The following is a 15,692-nucleotide window of genomic DNA, read 5'->3' on the forward strand; positions in this document are numbered from 1 at the left end:
GGGACGGGACGCGCCCCGGGCTGTCATCTGCCGCGCAGGAGCATCAGACACAGGGTGACCAGTCCGAGCACCACCCAGCCGAACCACAGCCAGCCGTTGCCGCCGAGCGCCACCGTGTACGCCGTCACCGCGACCAGGGAGCCCACCGTGAGCGCCCCCATGGTCCGCGTGGCACCGTCCGTCGAACCGGGCATCGCAGGCACCTTTCTCGTGGATGGATCCGCGGGAGCCGAGTCACTCCATGGTGCCGCGATTCCCCCGTCCCGGCGGTGCCGGTGCGGGGGAACCGTGCGCGTCAAGATGTGTCCCGGACGGGGTGTGCGGGCCGGGAGGGGTGTCAGTTGCCGCGGGCGTGGAGCGAGGCGAGGTAGGCGTTGTAGGCCTCCAGCTCCTTGTCGCCGTCCCGGTCCGCGGCCCGGTCCTTGCGCCTGGCCTGCCGCTGCTCGGAGCGGTACCACTGGAACAGCAACGCGAGCAGCACCAGCACGGACGGGACCTCGCTGAAGGCCCAGGCGATGCCGCCGGCCGCGCTCTGGTCGGACAGGGCCTCGATGCCCAGGGAGGCGGGCGGGTGCCGGAAGGTGTCCACCATCGGGGTGGACCCCATCATCAGCGCGATGCCGAAGAACGCGTGGAACGGCATGCCCGCGAACAGCTCCAGCATCCGCATCAGGTACCCCGGGCGGTGCGGACCCGGGTCCACGCCCATGATCGGCCAGAAGAACACCACGCCGACCGCGAGGAAGTGCACCATCATCGCGATGTGCCCCGTCTTGGAGCCCATCAGGAAGTCGAACAGCGGAGTGAAGTACAGCGCGTACAGGCTGGCGATGAACACCGGGATGGTGAACCCGGGGTGGGTGACGACCCGCACGTACCGGCTGTGCAGCAGCGCCAGCAGCAGCTCCCGCGGGCCCGTGCGGCCCCGGCCCGCCGGCGGCAGCGCCCGCAGCGCCAGGGTGATCGGGGCGCCCAGCAGGACGAGGATCGGCGAGAGCATGCTGATCACCATGTGCTGGACCATGTGCACGCTGAACATGACCATGCCGTAGTCGTTCAGCGCGGTGCACATCATCAGGGCCACGGTCAGCACACCGACGACGAAGGAGATCGTGCGGCCCACCGGCCAGGTGTCGCCGCGCCGCCGCAGCCGCACCACGCCCCAGCCGTACAGCACGAGCGCGAGCACGCAGGCCACCAGGAAGAACGGGTCCGCGGACCACTGCAGTCCACGTCCCAGCGTGAACGGCGGAAGATCCGCCATCATGCCGTGCCCGCTGTGATCCATCCGCCGGCTCCTGATTCGTGGGGGTATGTGCTCTGCGACCACAGCTGGAGGCATCCGCAGCTGTCTGTCCGCACCCAGATTAGAGGCGCCCCCGGCCGCGACCGCGACCGGGGGCGGGGTGAGCGCGGGGCGTCCTACAGCACGCAGTCCGCTTCGGCGTAGCGGTCCGCCGGCACCGTCTTCAGGGTCTCCACGGCGTCGGCCAGCGGCACCGTGACGATGTCCGTGCCGCGCAGCGCCGTCATCCGGCCGAACTCGCCGCGGTGCACCGCCTCGACGGCGTGCCAGCCGAACCGGGTGGCCAGCACCCGGTCGTAGGCCGTCGGAGTGCCGCCGCGCTGCACATGCCCGAGGATGACCGGACGCGCCTCCTTGCCCAGGCGCTGCTCCAGTTCCCCGGCGAGCTGCCGGGCGACGCCGGCGAACCGCTCGTGGCCGTAGATGTCCGTGCCGCCCTCGTCGAAGTCCATCGTGCCGGGCTTGGGCTTGGCGCCCTCGGCGGCCACCACGATGGCGAACCGCTTGCCCGCCGCGAACCGCTCGCCGACCTTCCGCGTCAGCTCCTCGATGTCGAAGGGCCGCTCCGGCACCACCACGGCGTGCGCGCCGGCCGCCATCCCGGACTGCAGCGCGATCCAGCCGGTGTGCCGGCCCATGACCTCCACGATCAGCACCCGCTGGTGCGACTCGGCGGTGGTCTTCAGCCGGTCCAGGGCCTCGGTGGCGACGGTCACGGCCGTGTCGAAACCGAAGGTGACGTCCGTGGCGGCGATGTCGTTGTCGATGGTCTTGGGCACACCGACGATCGGCAGGCCGGCGTCCGACAGCAACCGGGCCGCCTTGAGGGTGCCCTCGCCGCCGATCGGGATGATCGCGTCCAGTCCCAGGTCCTGGACGTGGCCCTTGGCCCGCTCCACGCCGCCCCGCAGATGCTCGGGGCGGACCCGGGAGGAGCCGAGGATGGTGCCGCCGCGGGAGAGGATGCCGCCGACCGCGTCCAGGTCGAGCTTGAGGTAGTCGCACTCCAGGAGGCCCTTCCAACCGTCCCGGAAACCGATGACCTCGTCGCCGTGGTCGGCGACGGCACGGTGCACGACGGACCGGATGACGGCGTTCAGGCCGGGGCAGTCGCCGCCGGACGTGAGGACACCAATGCGCATAGCCCGATATACCTTCTCCACAGGGGCTGGGACCGGACCGCCCTGTCCGGCTCGATCCCCGCCACCCTAGCGGCATCCGGGGCCCTGTCAGCACCGTGCGTCCGTCTGCTGGACGGCCCTGCTCACCTGTGCATACGTCCCGTCAGACGGGCTCTCGGCGGCGTGCCCGCGGGCCGGTTCCCCGAACACGCGCGGCGACCGCCGCCCGGACGCGCCGGCCGCGGTCGCACACACGCCGGCGCCCGCCCGGCGGCTCCCTCGCGGAAACCTGCCGGGCGGGCGCCGTCACACGCTCCGTGTCACGCGGCCTGTGTCACACGCTCCGTGTCACGCGGCCTATGTCACGCGGCCCGTGTCACGCGGCCTCCTGCGCGGCCGCGATGCGCTCCTGGCGCAGTGCCTCGTACCAGTGGTCGTCGACCGGCGGCAGCGCGTTGACGTCCAGGGCCAGCTTCAGCAGCAGGTCCGCGATCTGCGGGTTGCGGGCCAGCACCGGGCCGTGCATGTACGTGCCGAAGACGGTGTCGTTGTACGCGCCCTCCGTGCCGTCGCCCGTGCCGTTGCCCCGGCCGATGCGGACCTGCGCGAACGGCCGGGCCGTCGGACCCAGGTGGGTGACGCCCTGGTGGTTCTCGAAGCCGGTGAGCGGCGGCAGGCCGAGCTGCGGGTCGATGTCCGCCAGCACGTCGCCGACGCACCGCTCGCCCTCGCCGCGCATCGACACCACGTCCAGCAGTCCCAGACCCGGCTCGCGCTGGCCGAGGTCGTTGACGAACTCGTGGCCGAGGATCTGGTAGCCGGCACACACCGCGAAGACGATCGCACCGTTCTGCACCGCCTGGTACAGGTGGCCGTCGCGGCGCAGCCGCTCGGCGGCCAGCCGCTGCGGCCGGTCCTCGCCGCCGCCGATCAGGTAGATGTCGCCGGAGGTCGGGATCGGCTGGTCGCTGCGCACGTCGAGACGCGCCACGTCCAGGCCCCGCTGCCGGGCCCGCCGCTCCACGACGAGCACATTGCCCTGGTCGCCGTAGGTGCTCAGCAGGTCCGGGTAGACCCACACCACCCGCAGTTGGTTGTCGCTCATGAAGTGGTCGTCCTTTTCGGTCAGTTGCCGACGCGGCGGCGCAGGTCCTGGAACGCTGTGTAGTTGGCGATGACCTCGATCCGTCCGGGCGGGGCCTGCTGGATGGCCTGCTCGAGGCTGTCGCAGACCTGGAACTGCTGGTTCGCGACCTCCAGACGCACCGCGAGGTCCAGCTTGCGGTCGCCGAGCACGAAGATCGGGTGGCCGGTCAGACGGGTGTAGTCGACGTCCCACAGCCAGGAGGTGTCGGTGCCGTCGGCGCTGCGCGCGTTCACGGACAGGATGACCGGGGCGGGTGCCGGGTCGATCAGCGTGAAGGTCTCCAGCCAGCCGGCCGGGTTCTTCGCCAGCAGCAGCCGCAGGTCCCGACCCTGGAACTGCACCACGTCGTAGCGACCGGCGACCGCCTGCACCTGGTACATCCGCTCCAGGGCGACCTGCGGCGGCACCCCGAAGACGGCGGCGACGGCCGCGGAGGACGCGGCGTTGGCCTTGTTGGCGCGGCCCGGCAGCTGCAGGTGGATGGGCCAGGCGGACCCGTGCGGGTCCAGCACGTGGTCGCCGGAGAGCGCCCAGCTCGGCGTGGGCCGGCGGAAACCGCACTCGTGGCAGTACCAGTCGTCGTCCGGGCGCTGCAGCACGCCGCCGCAGGACGGGCAGGACCAGGCGTCGTCCTTCCACATCTGCCCGGCCGCCACCCAGATGACGTTCGGGGAGGAGGAGGCGGCCCACACCACCAACGGGTCGTCGCAGTTGGCCACGATCACCGCCTTGGACCCGGCCAGTCCCTCGCGCCAGTTCTCGGCGAGCATCCGGGTCTCCGCCGCGCGGTCCAGCTGGTCGCGGGAGAGGTTGAGCAGGGCGATGCACTTGGGTTCGGTGTCCCGGGCCACGGCCGCGAGGTACTTCTCGTCGACCTCGATCACCCCGAACTTCGCGTCCGTGCCGCCCGCCAGGGCCGAGGTGATGCCGGCGGGCATGTTGGCGCCGAGCGCGTTGGAGGCCACCGGGCCGGCCGCCCGCAGCGCCTCCGCGATGAGCCGGGTGGTGGTCGTCTTGCCGTTGGTCGCCGACACCAGGACCACGTCGAGGTTCTGCGCAAGCCGGCGCAGCAGGTCGGGATCGAGCTTGAGCGCCACCCGGCCGCCGATCACCGAACCGCTGCCGCGCCCCGCGGCGCGCGATGCCGCAGCGACCGCCTTGCCTGCGGTCACGGCCAGCTTGGCCCGCGGCGTGAGCGGGTCCGAGTTGCCTGCCATCAGTTCTCGATCCTCCTTGCGTACGCGCCGCGCCTGAGCCGTCCGGCAACGATGTGGGCATCAGCCTATCGAGATCCGATCGTGCTCCCGAATCCCGCCGCCGGTACGGCGACCACGATGCCGGCGCCGTCCAGGGGGCCGCGCGCCGGCCGTCGTCCACCGGAACCGTACCCTTGCCGCCATGCGACACCGCTCCATCCCGGGCGCACGCGGGCGCGTGAGGCCGCTCACCCTGCTCGGCGACGCCGTTCTGCACGACCCCTGCCGCGAGGTCACCGCTTTCGGCCCTGAACTGGCCGCCCTCGTCGAGGACTTGTTCGCCACCATGTACGCGGCGCGCGGGGTCGGGCTGGCCGCCAACCAGGTGGGCGAGGATCTGCGCGTGTTCGTCTACGACTGCCCCGACGACGAGGACGTGCGGCACCTCGGGCACGTCGTCAACCCGCGTCTGGTGTCGGTGGACGGTGTCGTGGTGCGCGGCCCGGAGGGCTGTCTGTCGCTGCCCGGTCTGGAGGCCGGCACGGAGCGGTACGACGAGGCGGTGGTGGAGGGCTTCACGGCCACCGGGGAGCCCGTCACGGTGCGCGGCACGGGCTTCTTCGCCCGCTGCCTGCAGCACGAGTGCGACCATCTGGACGGCCGGCTGTACGTGGACCGTCTTCCGGAGCGGCGCAGGCGCAGGGTGCTTGGCCGGGCGGCCAGGACCGAGTGGGGCAGGCGCGGCTGACGGCGCGTGCGGTCCGCGGCGCCGGGTCGGGACGGCGAGCCCGGTGACCTCGTCCCGCCGTGCGGCCTGCTGCGGGGTGGACGGCGGGATGCCGCGACGCGGCCTAGAACCCCGGGCTGTCCGTCTTGTCGTCGACCGCGGCGAGGCCGCCCCACAGCAGCTCGGTGAGGCCGCGGACCAGCTCCGACCGGGAGCAGGGGCGCTCGCCCAGCCACCAGTCGCCGGCTGCGTGCATCATGCCGACGATGCCGTGGCCCCACACCCGGGCCAGCTGCCGGCTGCCCGGCCCGAGGTCCAGGCGCTCCTCGATGACCTGGGCCAGTTCCTCGCCCATGCGGCGCAGCAGCGGCGCGGAGTGCTTGCCGACGTCGAAGCCCTGGTCGCTGCCCTGGCCGCCCTCCGCCGGGTGCATCAGGAAGCGGTAGACCTGCGGACGGGCCTCGATGGCCGCGAGATAGGTGTCCAGCGTGGACTCCACCCGCTCGCGCCGGTCCGCGGGCGCGTCCAGCGCGGCCCGCAGCGAGTCGAGCAGGGCGTCGGTGTGGCGCTGGGCGAGCGCCGCGTACAGGCCGCCCTTGTCGCCGAAGTGGCGGTAGAGGATCGGCTTGGTGATGCCGGCCTCGGCGGCGATGGCGTTCATCGAGGCCTGCGGGCCGTCGCGCAGCACCACCCGGTCGGCGGCCTCCAGCAGCTCGCGCCGTCGACGGTCGGCGGACCGCTGCCGGTCGGTGCGCTGCGTGGTGTCCATGAGCTCTCCCCACCCGTGCTGAATCGGTGACGCCTGCGCAACGTAACACCAACCGGCCCCCCGGGCCTCGAACGGGCGGCCGCGACCTGCGGGATCATGCGGCATTTGACTTTTCCTACTGGTCAGTAACACAGTACGGTTACCGCAAGTAACAGCCGGTGTGCCACTGGAGGGGTCATGGCGGAGTTCACCATGGAGCTGAACGACGAGCAGAAGGAGGTGCGGGACTGGCTGCACGGCTTCGCCGCCGATGTGATCCGCCCGGCCGCCGCCGAGTGGGACGAGCGTGAGGAGACCCCCTGGCCGATCATCCAGGAGGCCGCGAAGGTCGGCATCTACTCCCTCGACTTCTACGCCCAGCAGTACTTCGACCCCACCGGCCTGGGCATCCCCATGACGATGGAGGAGCTGTTCTGGGGAGACGCCGGCATCGCCCTGTCCATCGTCGGCACCGGTCTGGCCGCCGTGGGCGTCCTCGCCAACGGCACCGAGGAGCAGATCGGCACCTGGATCCCGCAGATGTACGGCGACCCGAACGACGTCAAGGTCGCCGCCTTCTGCTCCTCCGAGCCCGACGCCGGCTCCGACGTCGCCTCGATGCGCACCCGTGCCGTCTACGACGAGGCCAAGGACGAGTGGGTGCTCAACGGCACCAAGACCTGGGCGACCAACGGCGGCATCGCCAACGTCCACGTGGTCGTCGCCTCCGTCGACCCCGAGCTGGGCTCCAAGGGACACGCCTCCTTCATCGTCCCGCCGAACACGCCGGGCCTGTCCCAGGGGCAGAAGTTCAAGAAGCACGGCATCCGCGCCTCCCACACCGCCGAGGTGATCCTCGACAACGTGCGCGTCCCCGGCTCCTGCCTGCTCGGCGGCAAGGAGAAGCTGGACGAGCGCCTGGCCCGCGCCCGGGAGAAGGCCAAGAAGGGCGGCGAGCGTGTGAAGAACGCGGCGATGGCCACCTTCGAGGCCTCCCGCCCGGCCGTCGGCGCGATGGCCGTGGGCACCGCCCGTGCCGCGTACGAGGTCGCCCTCGACTACGCCAAGACCCGCGAGCAGTTCGGACGGCCGATCATCGACAACCAGGGGGTCGCCTTCCAGCTCGCCGACATGCGCACCCAGATCGACGCCGCCCGCCTGCTGGTGTGGCGCGCCTCCTGGATGGCGATCAACGGCAAGCCGTTCACGTCCGCCGAGGGCTCGATGTCCAAGCTCTTCGCCAGCGAGACCGCGAAGAAGGTCACCGCCCAGGCGATCCAGATCCTCGGCGGCAACGGCTACACCCGGGAGTACCCGGTGGAGCGGATGCACCGCGATGCTGCTATTTACACCATCTTCGAGGGCACGAGCGAGATCCAGCGGCTGGTGATCTCCCGCACGCTGTCGGGGATGCCGATCCGCTGACGCACCGTGCACGACCGGCGGCTCTCCCCGCCCGCGGGAGGGCCGCTGCCGTCTGCTCCGACTGCTCCGGGCGGCGTCCGGGCTGCGCGGGAGCGCCCCGCGGCGCAGGGCCGCGGGCGCCCGGAGGAAGAGGGGCGTGGGTCGGTCGACCGGCTCGGGATCCCCCTTCCGGAACGACCTCGACGGGGCACAGGCCAGCGTGATCCGCGCCCCTGCCGGGTGTCCGTCGGGTTCCGCCGTTCGGGTGACAACGGTGCGCGGCAGCGTCTCCCGCCGGGCACCGCGAGGCGGAGCCGTCACGCCCGTGGATCCACTCCGAGCGGCCGGCCGGGAGCGTTCCGTGCGAGGGCCGGGGCGCACACACCCCGGCCCTCGTCCCCGTCCTCCGCTAGCGGTGCCGGAGCGGGGTCAGCTGTTCGATGTCGTAGCGCTTGCGCAGCGCCTCAATGGCCTCGCGGTCCGGCGGACCCCCGTCACGCAGGATCTCCAGCAGTTCCTCGAAGTACCGCTCGTGGTCCGGGGGCGGAGACGCCTGGAAGAACATCCTCGCCGGCGCCTCCGTCGGATTGGCGAACGCATGCGGACAGCCCGGGGGCACGACGATCACCGTGCCCGGGGTCGCCCGCACCACGCGCCGCCCCGAGGGGGACTCCCACGACTGCCAGTGGTCGGGGGTGCGGACCCGCGGTTCGAAGGCGAGCACGTCCAGCTCGCCCTCCAGCACGTAGAACAGCTCCTCGCTGCGCGTGTGCACATGGGCGCCCACGTCGAAACCCGGCGGGACCTCCACCTCGAAGGTGGAGGCCATGCGCGAGTGCGAGCCGGTCACCTTGAACGTCACCCGCTGCGCGGGTGTCTCCACGACGCGGCCGTGGCCGGGCGGCACCAGCAGCCCCTCCACCGGCGTGGCCGGAGGATCCACGGCCGTCGTCCTGACGGGTTCGTCGGTCGCCGTCATCGCGCTCACCACGCCACGGGCAGGGCCTCGGGACCGCGGATCAGCGCGCCCTTGCGGAACGGCACCTGATCCGGCGGCACCGCCAGGCGCAGGGTCGGCAGCCGGTCCAGCAGGGCGTCGACCAGCAGCTGCGCCTCCATCCGGGCCAGCTGGCCGCCCGGACAGTAGTGCGGGCCGAAACCGAACGCCACATGCGGATTCGGGCTGCGCGAGAAGTCGATCCGGTCCGGGTCCGGGAAGACCTCCGGGTCGCGGTTGGCGGCCAGGTACGACACGTACACGGCGTCGCCGGCCCGGATCCGCACCCCCGCGATCTCCACGTCCTCCAGCGCGATCCGGGACAGTCCGACGGCATTGCGGTGCGGGATGTACCGCAGCAGCTCGTCGATGGCCGCGGGGCGGATCGCCGGATCGGCGCGCAACCGGTCGGCCAGCTCGGGACGGGTGAGCAGGATGTAGAACATCTGCCCGCTGTTGTTGGTGACCGCCTCGCCGCCGATCTGCAGCAGCACCGCCAGGCCCACGGCCTCCGCCACGGTCACCTCGCCCCGCCCCACGGCTCTGCCGAGCAGCGAGGCGACGTCCTCACCGGTGCTGTCGACGCGGGCGTCGATCAGCTCGGTGAAGTACTCGCCCATCTCCTTCTTGGCCCGCTCGCTCACCTCCGCGCCGTGCGCGGAGGACAGGATCAGCTGGGTCCAGGTGTGCATGGCCTCCCGGTCGGCCGGCGGCACCCCCATCAGCTCGCAGATCACCGCGATCGGGAAGGGGCCGAGCACGTCACGGGTGAGGTCGGCGGGCGGACCGGCCGCCTCCAGCGCGTCGACCAGCTCGTCCAGCATCCGCCGGGCGCTGTCGCGCACCCGCTCCACGCCCCGCGCCGTCAACGCGGGCGTCACCGCGCGGCGCAGCCGGGTGTGGTCGGGCGGGTCCAGGAAGCCGACCGCGTCACGGGAGGGGATGAAGTGCGGGGCGAGCCGGGTGACCTGCCGGTCCATCACCGCCGCGCGGCTGAAGCGGGGATCGTTGGTGACCGTCCTGACGTCCCGCATCCGGGTCACCAACCACGCCCAGCCCTCGCCGTGCGGCAGTTCGATGCGGGTGACCGGGCCCTCCTCCATCAGATCGGCCAGCACCGGGTCGAAGTCCACCCCGGTCAGGTCGAACGCCGGCCAGTACCGCACCGGTGGCAGGGCGGCGCCGGCCTCGTCCGTGGGCGCCCGTCCGGCATGGAACGGGCACCCGGACGGTGTCCGCGCCTCCGGCGGTGTCGTGGGCAGCGTCTCGTCCACGGCCGCCTTCTCGACCAGCGGTTCCGCGGTCATACCGCACCTCCGTCCTGCCAGGTGCCGAGGCTCATCTCGGCGGTGATGCCGGGGCCGAACCCGGCGAGCAGGCCACGGTCCTGGTGCTGCGCGCCGCCCTCGTCGAACAGCCGGCGCAGCGCGTCCAGGACGACGGCGCTGGCGATGTTGCCGTACTCGGTGAGCGTGGCCCGGCTGAACCGGAACGCGTACGGGTCGACGTGCAGGAACTTGCTGAGGTCGTCCAGGATGCGCGGCCCGCCCGCGTGGATGACGTAGAAGTCCAGGTCGGACGCGTCCCACCGGTGCATCCTGGCGAGGTCCCGCAGCGCGGGAGCGAGCGGCTCCATGGTGGTGGGCACCCGCTTGTCCAGCAGGAAGTGGAAGCCGGTCGCCCGGACGTCGTACGCGATCCAGTCCTCGGTCTTGGGAATCAGGTACGAGCCGTTGCGTTCCAGGTGGACACCGGTGCCGCCGGTGCCGCGGACCACGGCGGCGGCGATGCCGTCGCCGAACAGGCCGTTGGACAGCAGGGAGCCGACCCCCAGGTCGGTGGGCTGGTAGCACAGCGAGCAGAACTCGCAGGCCACGATGAGCGCGTTGGCCTCCGGGTACGCGGAGCAGAAGTCGTGCGCCCGGTTGATCGCCGCACCGCCGGCCGCGCAGCCCAGCTGGGCGATGGGCAGCTGGCGGGTCGTCGAGTCGAAGGCCATCTCGTTGATCAGCCACGCCGTCAGCGAGGGCATCATGAAGCCCGTGCACGAGACGTAGATGATCACGTCGATGTCGGTGGGCAGGAGCTGAGCGTCGTCCAGCGCCCGCCGGACGACCGCGGGGACCCGGGCCTTCGCCTCCTGCTCGTAGAGCTTGTTGCGCTGCTCGAAGCCGGGGTGCTTCAAGGTCTCCTCGATGGGTTGCACGATGTGCCGGGTACGCACGCCGGTGTTCTCGATCAGCCGGAGGGCCAGCGGGAGTTGCGGATGGTCCGCGTGGCGGGAGCGTGCGAGCTCCAGCGTTTCCTCCATCGTGATCACGTGCTCTGGAACGGACACCGAAGGTCTGCACAAAGTCGCCATGAGCCGTGCCTGCTTTCGCCTTCCGGAAGGCCGGTAGCCCCCCGGTCAGAGGGTTGTGCACCCAGAAGGGTGGTCCACCCACGATCACCCGGAAGAGCGATGATCTCTCGCGGGACTACTCCGTTCCGGGGAGTCCGGGACGGTGTCGCAGAGGGGTGTGGCGGGGTACGCGACAGCGGGCACGGCGGCCGACGGAACAGCGTTGTCGCAGGTCACGGGCGAGGGCTCGGGTACCGGCACCGGGTGCCGCCCGCCGAGGCACGCCGGGTCAGGCGGCGTGTGCCGCGGACACGGCCGGGCGACAGTCGGACGAGCGGCAGCCGGGTGAGCGGTGCGGTACGGCGCGCCCCGCGGATGCGGAGACGGAGGGAGTCGACGACGGGGGGAGCGGCGGGTCCGGTTGCGGGGCGCGTTGCGGGGGAGCCGGGGCAGCGACGGGCGCGGTCGGGAGCTGCGGGGAGAACGCCGACGGAGCCGACGGAGTCGACGGAGTCGCGAGAGAAGCAGAGCGCCCCGCGCCGTTCGGGCGCGGTGACGGGGCAGGGGCGACGGAGCGGGCAGTACGCAGTGGTGACGGCGGCCGCGTGGTGCGGCGGCGAGGGGCGTGCAGGGCGCTGTCGGCGGCCGCGCGGTGCGGTGCGCGCGGGGAGCCGTGACGCGGCAGGCGACCCGTGAGCGGATCGAGCAGCGGGCGGCAGGAAAAGCGGCAGGAAAGAGGCGGGAAGGCGCGGAGATCTAGCCGGACGCGGCCCCGCTGCTGTGCGCGATGCAGGCAACGTCGATCCGGTCGGCCAGCTTGGCCAGCTCGATGGTCAGCGCGGCCACCGTGTCCTCGTCGAGCCCCTCCTGCCCGGCCTCCACCAGGCGCAGCCACCGGCCGCCCACCGTCCGCAGCAGCTTGCTCACGTCGGCCGCGGCCACCTGCAGCTCGCCGCGGTTGTCGACGATCAGAGGGAGAGTCACTTCGCGGTTCACAGCACGGATCGTAGCCGCGGAAGGCTCACGCCCCGTGCCACACCGTGGTGATGTTGCAGAACTCCCGGATTCCGTGTCCGGACAGCTCACGCCCGTATCCGGACCGCTTCACACCCCCGAACGGAAACGCCGGGTGAGAGGCGGTCATCCCGTTGACGTACACCCCGCCGGCCTCCAGATCCCGCACGAACCGGTCGATCTCCTCCTCGTCGCGGGTCCACACGTTCGAGCTCAGTCCGAACGGGGTGTCGTCGGCGAGCAGGACCGCCTCGTCCAGGTCGCGGGCGCGGTACAGCGTGGCGACCGGACCGAAGGCCTCCTCGCGGTGGATGCGCATCTCACGGGTGACACCGGCGATCACGGTCGGCGGGTAGTACCAGCCGGGCCCCTCGGGCCGCTCGCCGCCGCACAGCACCTGCGCCCCACTGCGCCGGGCGTCGTCGACGAGCTCCTCGAGGTCGGCCCGGGCGCGTTCGCTCGACAGCGGCCCGACGTCGGTGTCCTCCTCCATCGGGTCGCCCATGCGCAGCGCACGCATGCCGGCCACGAACCGCTCCGTGAAAGCGTCGTAGACGTCGGTGTGGACGATGAAGCGTTTGGCGGCGATGCAGGACTGGCCGTTGTTCTGCACCCGGGCGGTCACCGCCACCCGGGCCGCGCGGTCGAGGTCGGCGGAGGGCATCACCACGAACGGGTCGCTGCCGCCCAGCTCCAGCACCGTCTTCTTCACCATCTCCCCGGCGGTGGAGGCCACCGCGCGGCCGGCCGGTTCGCTGCCGGTCAGGGTGGCCGCCCGCACCCGCTCGTCGCGCAGGATCTCGTCGACGGCGTCGGAGCCGATCAGCAGGGTCTGGAAGCAGCCCTCGGCAAAGCCCGCGCGGTGGAACAGGTCCTCCAGGTACAGGGCGGTCTGCGGCACGTTCGAAGCGTGCTTGAGCAGGCCGACGTTGCCGGCCATCAGCGCGGGCGCCGCGAACCGCACCACCTGCCACAGCGGGAAGTTCCACGGCATCACCGCCAGCACCGGCCCCAGCGGCCGGTAGCGGACCAGGGCCCGCACCGCGCCGGAGTCCTTCACATCGGCGGCCGCGGGTTCCTCGTCGGCGAGGAGTTCCTCGGCGTGCTCGGCGTACCAGCGCATCGCCTTGGCGCACTTGGCGGCCTCGGCGCGGGCCTGGGCGATCGGTTTGCCCATCTCGCAGGTGATGGTCCGGGCGATCTCCTGCTGGTCGTCGTCCAGCAGACCGGCGGCCCGCCGCATCCGCTGCGCCCGCTCGGCGAAGGACGTCGTGCGGTAGGTGCGGAAGGTGGCCTCGGCGAGCTGCAGACGGCGCTCGATCTCCTCCCCGTCCATGGCCTCGAACGTCCGCAGCGTCTCCCCGGTGGCCGGGTTCACCGTGGCGATGGACATGGCTGACCTCCCTGGCAGCGGGCTTGTGTCGACCCTCGCGCGCCGTGCCCGCGGCCGCAACGCGTGGTGCCTCCTCAGAGCGAGTGCTCCGCCAGGCGGTCCAGAAACGCGGCCTGGGCCGCGACGATCAGCTCGCGCGCCCGGTCCGGGCCGAACCACGCCACCCGGTCCAGTTCCGGGAACTCCCGGGTGCGCCCCGAGCGCGGCGGCCACTCCATCGTGAACGTGCCCGGAGTGATCGCCTCCGGGTCGAGGTCGCCCTCGACCGCCCAGACGGTCACGATCTTGCCGCCGCGCTGCCGTACCTCGCCGAGCGGCACCGCCTCCCCGTCCGGGGGAGCGAGCCCCAGCTCCTCCCGGAACTCGCGGCGGGCGGCGTCCAGGGCGGACTCGTCCGGGTCGTACTCGCCCTTCGGCACCGTCCACGCGCCCTGCTCGCGCCGGGCCCACAGCGGGCCGCCCATGTGCCCGAGCAGCACCTCGAGGCCCTTGTCACCGGTGCGCCGGTACAGCAGGATCCCGGCGCTGCGCCGGCTGCGTCCGCCGCCGCTCACGGCCGTACCCCAGGATGCGCCGCCAGCAGGTCCTCCACGGTGTCCGCCTCCTGCGGGCGCTTGTCCTCGCGGTAGCGCACCACCCGGGCGAAGCGCAGTGTGACACCCGCCGGGTAGCGGGGGGAGCGCTGCAGTCCGTCGTAGGCGATCTCGACGACCAGCTCGGGACGGACCACCAGGCCCCAGGAGCGCTCCTCCACGGCCAGCTGCCGCAGCCGTTCGGTCTGCCAGGCCAGCATCGCGTCCGTCATGCCCTTGAAGGTCTTGCCGAGCATGACCAGGCCGCCCTCGGCCGTGCGGGCGCCCAGGTGCAGATTGGACAGGTATCCGGTGCGTCGGCCGTGGCCCCACTCGGCGGCCAGCACCACCAGGTCCAGGGTGTGCACCGGCTTGACCTTCAGCCAGGTCGCACCGCGCCGGCCCGCGCTGTAGGGGGCGTCGAGCGCCTTGACGACGACGCCCTCATGGCCGCGTTCCAGGGTGCTCGCGAGGAAACGTTCCGCTTCCGCCGTGTCCCCGGGCCCCAACACCACGGTCCGTCTGACCCGCATCGGTTCCGGCACGAGCCGCGCCAGCTCGGCGTGCCGCTCGGTGAACGGCAGATCGAGCAGATCCCGGTCGTCCGCCGACAGCACGTCGAAGAAGACCGGGGAGACGGGCACCTGCTGCGCGGCCCGGGCCACGTCGAGCCGGGAGCCGACCCGCCCGGCGGTCTCCTGGAACGAGCGCGGCCGCCCGTCGGGGCCGAAGGAGATCACCTCGCCGTCCAGGACGAACCGTTCGCCCGGCAGGCCGAGCGCCGCCGCGGTCACCTCGGGCAGGCGTTCGGTGATGTCGTCGAGGGTGCGGGTGTGGATGCGCACCGTGCCGCCGTCCCGGTGCACCTGCACCCGGATGCCGTCCAGTTTCTCCTCCACCGCGCAGGCACCCAGCTTCGCCACGGCCTCGGCCACCGAGGAGGCGCTGCGCGCCAGCATCGGCAGCACCGGACGGCCCACGGTGAGCCGGAACCGCTCCAGCGCCGCCGGGCCGTCGGCGAGCAGGTCCCGGGCCACCGCCTGCAGCGACCCGGCCAGCATCACCGCCCGCCGCACCTGCTCCGCCGGCGCGCCCGTCGCCCGGGCCAGCCCCTCGACGGCGAGCGCGTCCAGCGCGCCCTGCCGCACCTCGCCCGTGAGCAGCCCGCGCAGGAAGCGCTGCTCGTCCTCGGTGGCCGCACCCATCAGCTCGCCCACGAGCCGTGCGCGTCCGGCCTGGGCGCCCGGCCCGGAGACCGTGCCCAGCTTGCTCAGCCGGGCGTCCACCTCCCGCACGGTCAGGGTGGGTTCCGCGGCCGGCGGCACCGGGCGGCCGAGCACCGACCAGCCCACACCGAGCCGCCCCTGCGGCAGTCGGCCCGCCAGATACGGGATCACCACCGGCACGTCCTCGGGCTCCGCCTGCCGGAACAGCTCTGCGAGCAGGGCGGTCTTCCGGGACCGGGCCGAGGTGGCCGCGACCTCCCGGGACACCTGCGCCAGCCGGGCGAGCAGCATGCAGTCATGGTGCACCGCCGGCCGGCGATCCACACCTGCGGGTGCCGGGGCGCGCCTTGCGGCTCGCCGGGCGCGTCCTTGGCCTCGGCCATCCGGTGCGAGCTGGGGCGTGCGGAGTCGTGGTGTGTCGTTGGTGTCCGCCAGACGGTTCCCCAGAGGCAAGCAACCGCTTAGTATGCGTGCGACCCGGTCCGAGCAACGCAGTCCCG

Annotated in this window: 14 protein-coding genes and 1 pseudogene; 2 read left to right on the forward strand and 13 right to left on the reverse strand. The window is 72.4% G+C overall.

Annotated features, from left to right (window positions below; genetic code table 11):
• Positions 1-23: 23 nt before the first annotated feature.
• The 5 genes from OG899_RS23470 to OG899_RS23490 form a co-directional block, all read right to left on the reverse strand.
• Entirely contained in the window at positions 24-194 is a 171-nt protein-coding gene (locus OG899_RS23470) for a hypothetical protein (protein WP_168131471.1), read from the reverse strand.
• Positions 195-337: 143 nt separating this feature from the next.
• The gene (locus tag OG899_RS23475; RefSeq protein WP_125498869.1) at positions 338-1,288 is read right to left on the reverse strand and encodes a cytochrome c oxidase assembly protein; all 951 of its coding nucleotides are present in this window, start codon (positions 1,286-1,288) and stop codon (positions 338-340) included.
• A 134-nt stretch (positions 1,289-1,422) separates the two neighbouring features.
• Positions 1,423-2,448 (reverse strand): 6-phosphofructokinase, encoded by a 1,026-nt coding sequence (locus OG899_RS23480; protein ID WP_125498868.1) that lies wholly within the window; start codon positions 2,446-2,448, stop codon positions 1,423-1,425.
• A gap of 355 nt (positions 2,449-2,803) precedes the next feature.
• Positions 2,804-3,532 (reverse strand): type 1 glutamine amidotransferase, encoded by a 729-nt coding sequence (locus tag OG899_RS23485; RefSeq protein ID WP_125498867.1) that lies wholly within the window; start codon positions 3,530-3,532, stop codon positions 2,804-2,806.
• A gap of 20 nt (positions 3,533-3,552) precedes the next feature.
• The gene (locus OG899_RS23490) at positions 3,553-4,791 is read right to left on the reverse strand and encodes a MurT ligase domain-containing protein (protein WP_125498866.1); all 1,239 of its coding nucleotides are present in this window, start codon (positions 4,789-4,791) and stop codon (positions 3,553-3,555) included.
• Between the two features lie 181 nt (positions 4,792-4,972).
• Between OG899_RS23490 and def the strand changes: the two genes are divergently transcribed.
• The gene (gene def / locus OG899_RS23495; protein ID WP_125498865.1) at positions 4,973-5,518 is read left to right on the forward strand and encodes a peptide deformylase; all 546 of its coding nucleotides are present in this window, start codon (positions 4,973-4,975) and stop codon (positions 5,516-5,518) included.
• Positions 5,519-5,621: 103 nt separating this feature from the next.
• On the opposite strand, the gene OG899_RS23500 is transcribed toward def, so the two are convergent.
• Entirely contained in the window at positions 5,622-6,266 is a 645-nt protein-coding gene (locus OG899_RS23500; RefSeq protein WP_125498864.1) for a TetR family transcriptional regulator, read from the reverse strand.
• A 177-nt stretch (positions 6,267-6,443) separates the two neighbouring features.
• Here OG899_RS23500 and OG899_RS23505 point away from each other — a divergent pair, with 177 nt between their 5' ends.
• A complete protein-coding gene (locus OG899_RS23505) occupies positions 6,444-7,670 on the forward strand; it encodes an acyl-CoA dehydrogenase family protein (RefSeq protein ID WP_125498863.1) in 1,227 nt (408 codons plus the stop codon).
• A gap of 388 nt (positions 7,671-8,058) precedes the next feature.
• Here OG899_RS23505 and OG899_RS23510 read toward each other — a convergent pair whose 3' ends face one another.
• The 7 genes and pseudogenes from OG899_RS23510 to OG899_RS23540 form a co-directional block, all read right to left on the reverse strand.
• The gene (locus tag OG899_RS23510) at positions 8,059-8,628 is read right to left on the reverse strand and encodes a cupin domain-containing protein (protein ID WP_125497619.1); all 570 of its coding nucleotides are present in this window, start codon (positions 8,626-8,628) and stop codon (positions 8,059-8,061) included.
• A 5-nt stretch (positions 8,629-8,633) separates the two neighbouring features.
• Positions 8,634-9,953, reverse strand: coding sequence for a cytochrome P450 (locus tag OG899_RS23515; RefSeq protein WP_125497620.1), 1,320 nt, complete (start codon positions 9,951-9,953; stop codon positions 8,634-8,636).
• Positions 9,950-11,017: pseudogene (locus OG899_RS23520) on the reverse strand (type III polyketide synthase); the annotation flags it as partial. The pseudogene OG899_RS23520 and the gene OG899_RS23515, both read right to left, overlap by 4 nt.
• A 726-nt stretch (positions 11,018-11,743) precedes the next feature.
• Positions 11,744-11,983 carry a DUF6213 family protein gene (locus OG899_RS23525; protein WP_125497622.1) on the reverse strand — a complete coding sequence of 80 codons (240 nt, stop codon included), beginning with the start codon at positions 11,981-11,983 and terminating at the stop codon, positions 11,744-11,746.
• 25 nt (positions 11,984-12,008) lie between these two features.
• Complete coding sequence (locus OG899_RS23530; RefSeq protein WP_168131473.1) at positions 12,009-13,394, reverse strand: NADP-dependent succinic semialdehyde dehydrogenase; 1,386 nt, start codon at positions 13,392-13,394, stop codon at positions 12,009-12,011.
• 74 nt (positions 13,395-13,468) lie between these two features.
• A complete protein-coding gene (locus OG899_RS23535; RefSeq protein ID WP_125497624.1) occupies positions 13,469-13,948 on the reverse strand; it encodes an NUDIX domain-containing protein in 480 nt (159 codons plus the stop codon).
• Positions 13,945-15,483 carry an ATP-dependent DNA ligase gene (locus OG899_RS23540; protein ID WP_125497625.1) on the reverse strand — a complete coding sequence of 513 codons (1,539 nt, stop codon included), beginning with the start codon at positions 15,481-15,483 and terminating at the stop codon, positions 13,945-13,947. Before OG899_RS23540 ends, OG899_RS23535 begins: the two co-directional genes overlap by 4 nt.
• Positions 15,484-15,692: the final 209 nt, after the last annotated feature.

Source organism: Streptomyces thermoviolaceus (assembly GCF_045209695.1).
In the GTDB taxonomy this organism is placed as follows: Bacteria; Actinomycetota; Actinomycetes; order Streptomycetales; family Streptomycetaceae; genus Streptomyces; species Streptomyces thermoviolaceus.

What these genes read in the sequence shown, in the direction of transcription:
- OG899_RS23475 (WP_125498869.1), bottom strand. Translation starts at nt 1,288, where the DNA reads ATGGATCACAGCGGGCACGGCATGATGGCGGATCTTCCGCCGTTCACG.
- OG899_RS23540 (WP_125497625.1), bottom strand. Translation starts at nt 15,483, where the DNA reads ATGCTGCTCGCCCGGCTGGCGCAGGTGTCCCGGGAGGTCGCGGCCACC.
- OG899_RS23485 (WP_125498867.1), bottom strand. Translation starts at nt 3,532, where the DNA reads ATGAGCGACAACCAACTGCGGGTGGTGTGGGTCTACCCGGACCTGCTG.
- OG899_RS23470 (WP_168131471.1), bottom strand. Translation starts at nt 194, where the DNA reads ATGCCCGGTTCGACGGACGGTGCCACGCGGACCATGGGGGCGCTCACG.
- OG899_RS23530 (WP_168131473.1), bottom strand. Translation starts at nt 13,394, where the DNA reads ATGTCCATCGCCACGGTGAACCCGGCCACCGGGGAGACGCTGCGGACG.
- OG899_RS23505 (WP_125498863.1), top strand. Translation starts at nt 6,444, where the DNA reads ATGGCGGAGTTCACCATGGAGCTGAACGACGAGCAGAAGGAGGTGCGG.
- OG899_RS23510 (WP_125497619.1), bottom strand. Translation starts at nt 8,628, where the DNA reads ATGACGGCGACCGACGAACCCGTCAGGACGACGGCCGTGGATCCTCCG.
- OG899_RS23500 (WP_125498864.1), bottom strand. Translation starts at nt 6,266, where the DNA reads ATGGACACCACGCAGCGCACCGACCGGCAGCGGTCCGCCGACCGTCGA.
- OG899_RS23490 (WP_125498866.1), bottom strand. Translation starts at nt 4,791, where the DNA reads ATGGCAGGCAACTCGGACCCGCTCACGCCGCGGGCCAAGCTGGCCGTG.
- OG899_RS23515 (WP_125497620.1), bottom strand. Translation starts at nt 9,953, where the DNA reads ATGACCGCGGAACCGCTGGTCGAGAAGGCGGCCGTGGACGAGACGCTG.
- def (WP_125498865.1), top strand. Translation starts at nt 4,973, where the DNA reads ATGCGACACCGCTCCATCCCGGGCGCACGCGGGCGCGTGAGGCCGCTC.
- OG899_RS23480 (WP_125498868.1), bottom strand. Translation starts at nt 2,448, where the DNA reads ATGCGCATTGGTGTCCTCACGTCCGGCGGCGACTGCCCCGGCCTGAAC.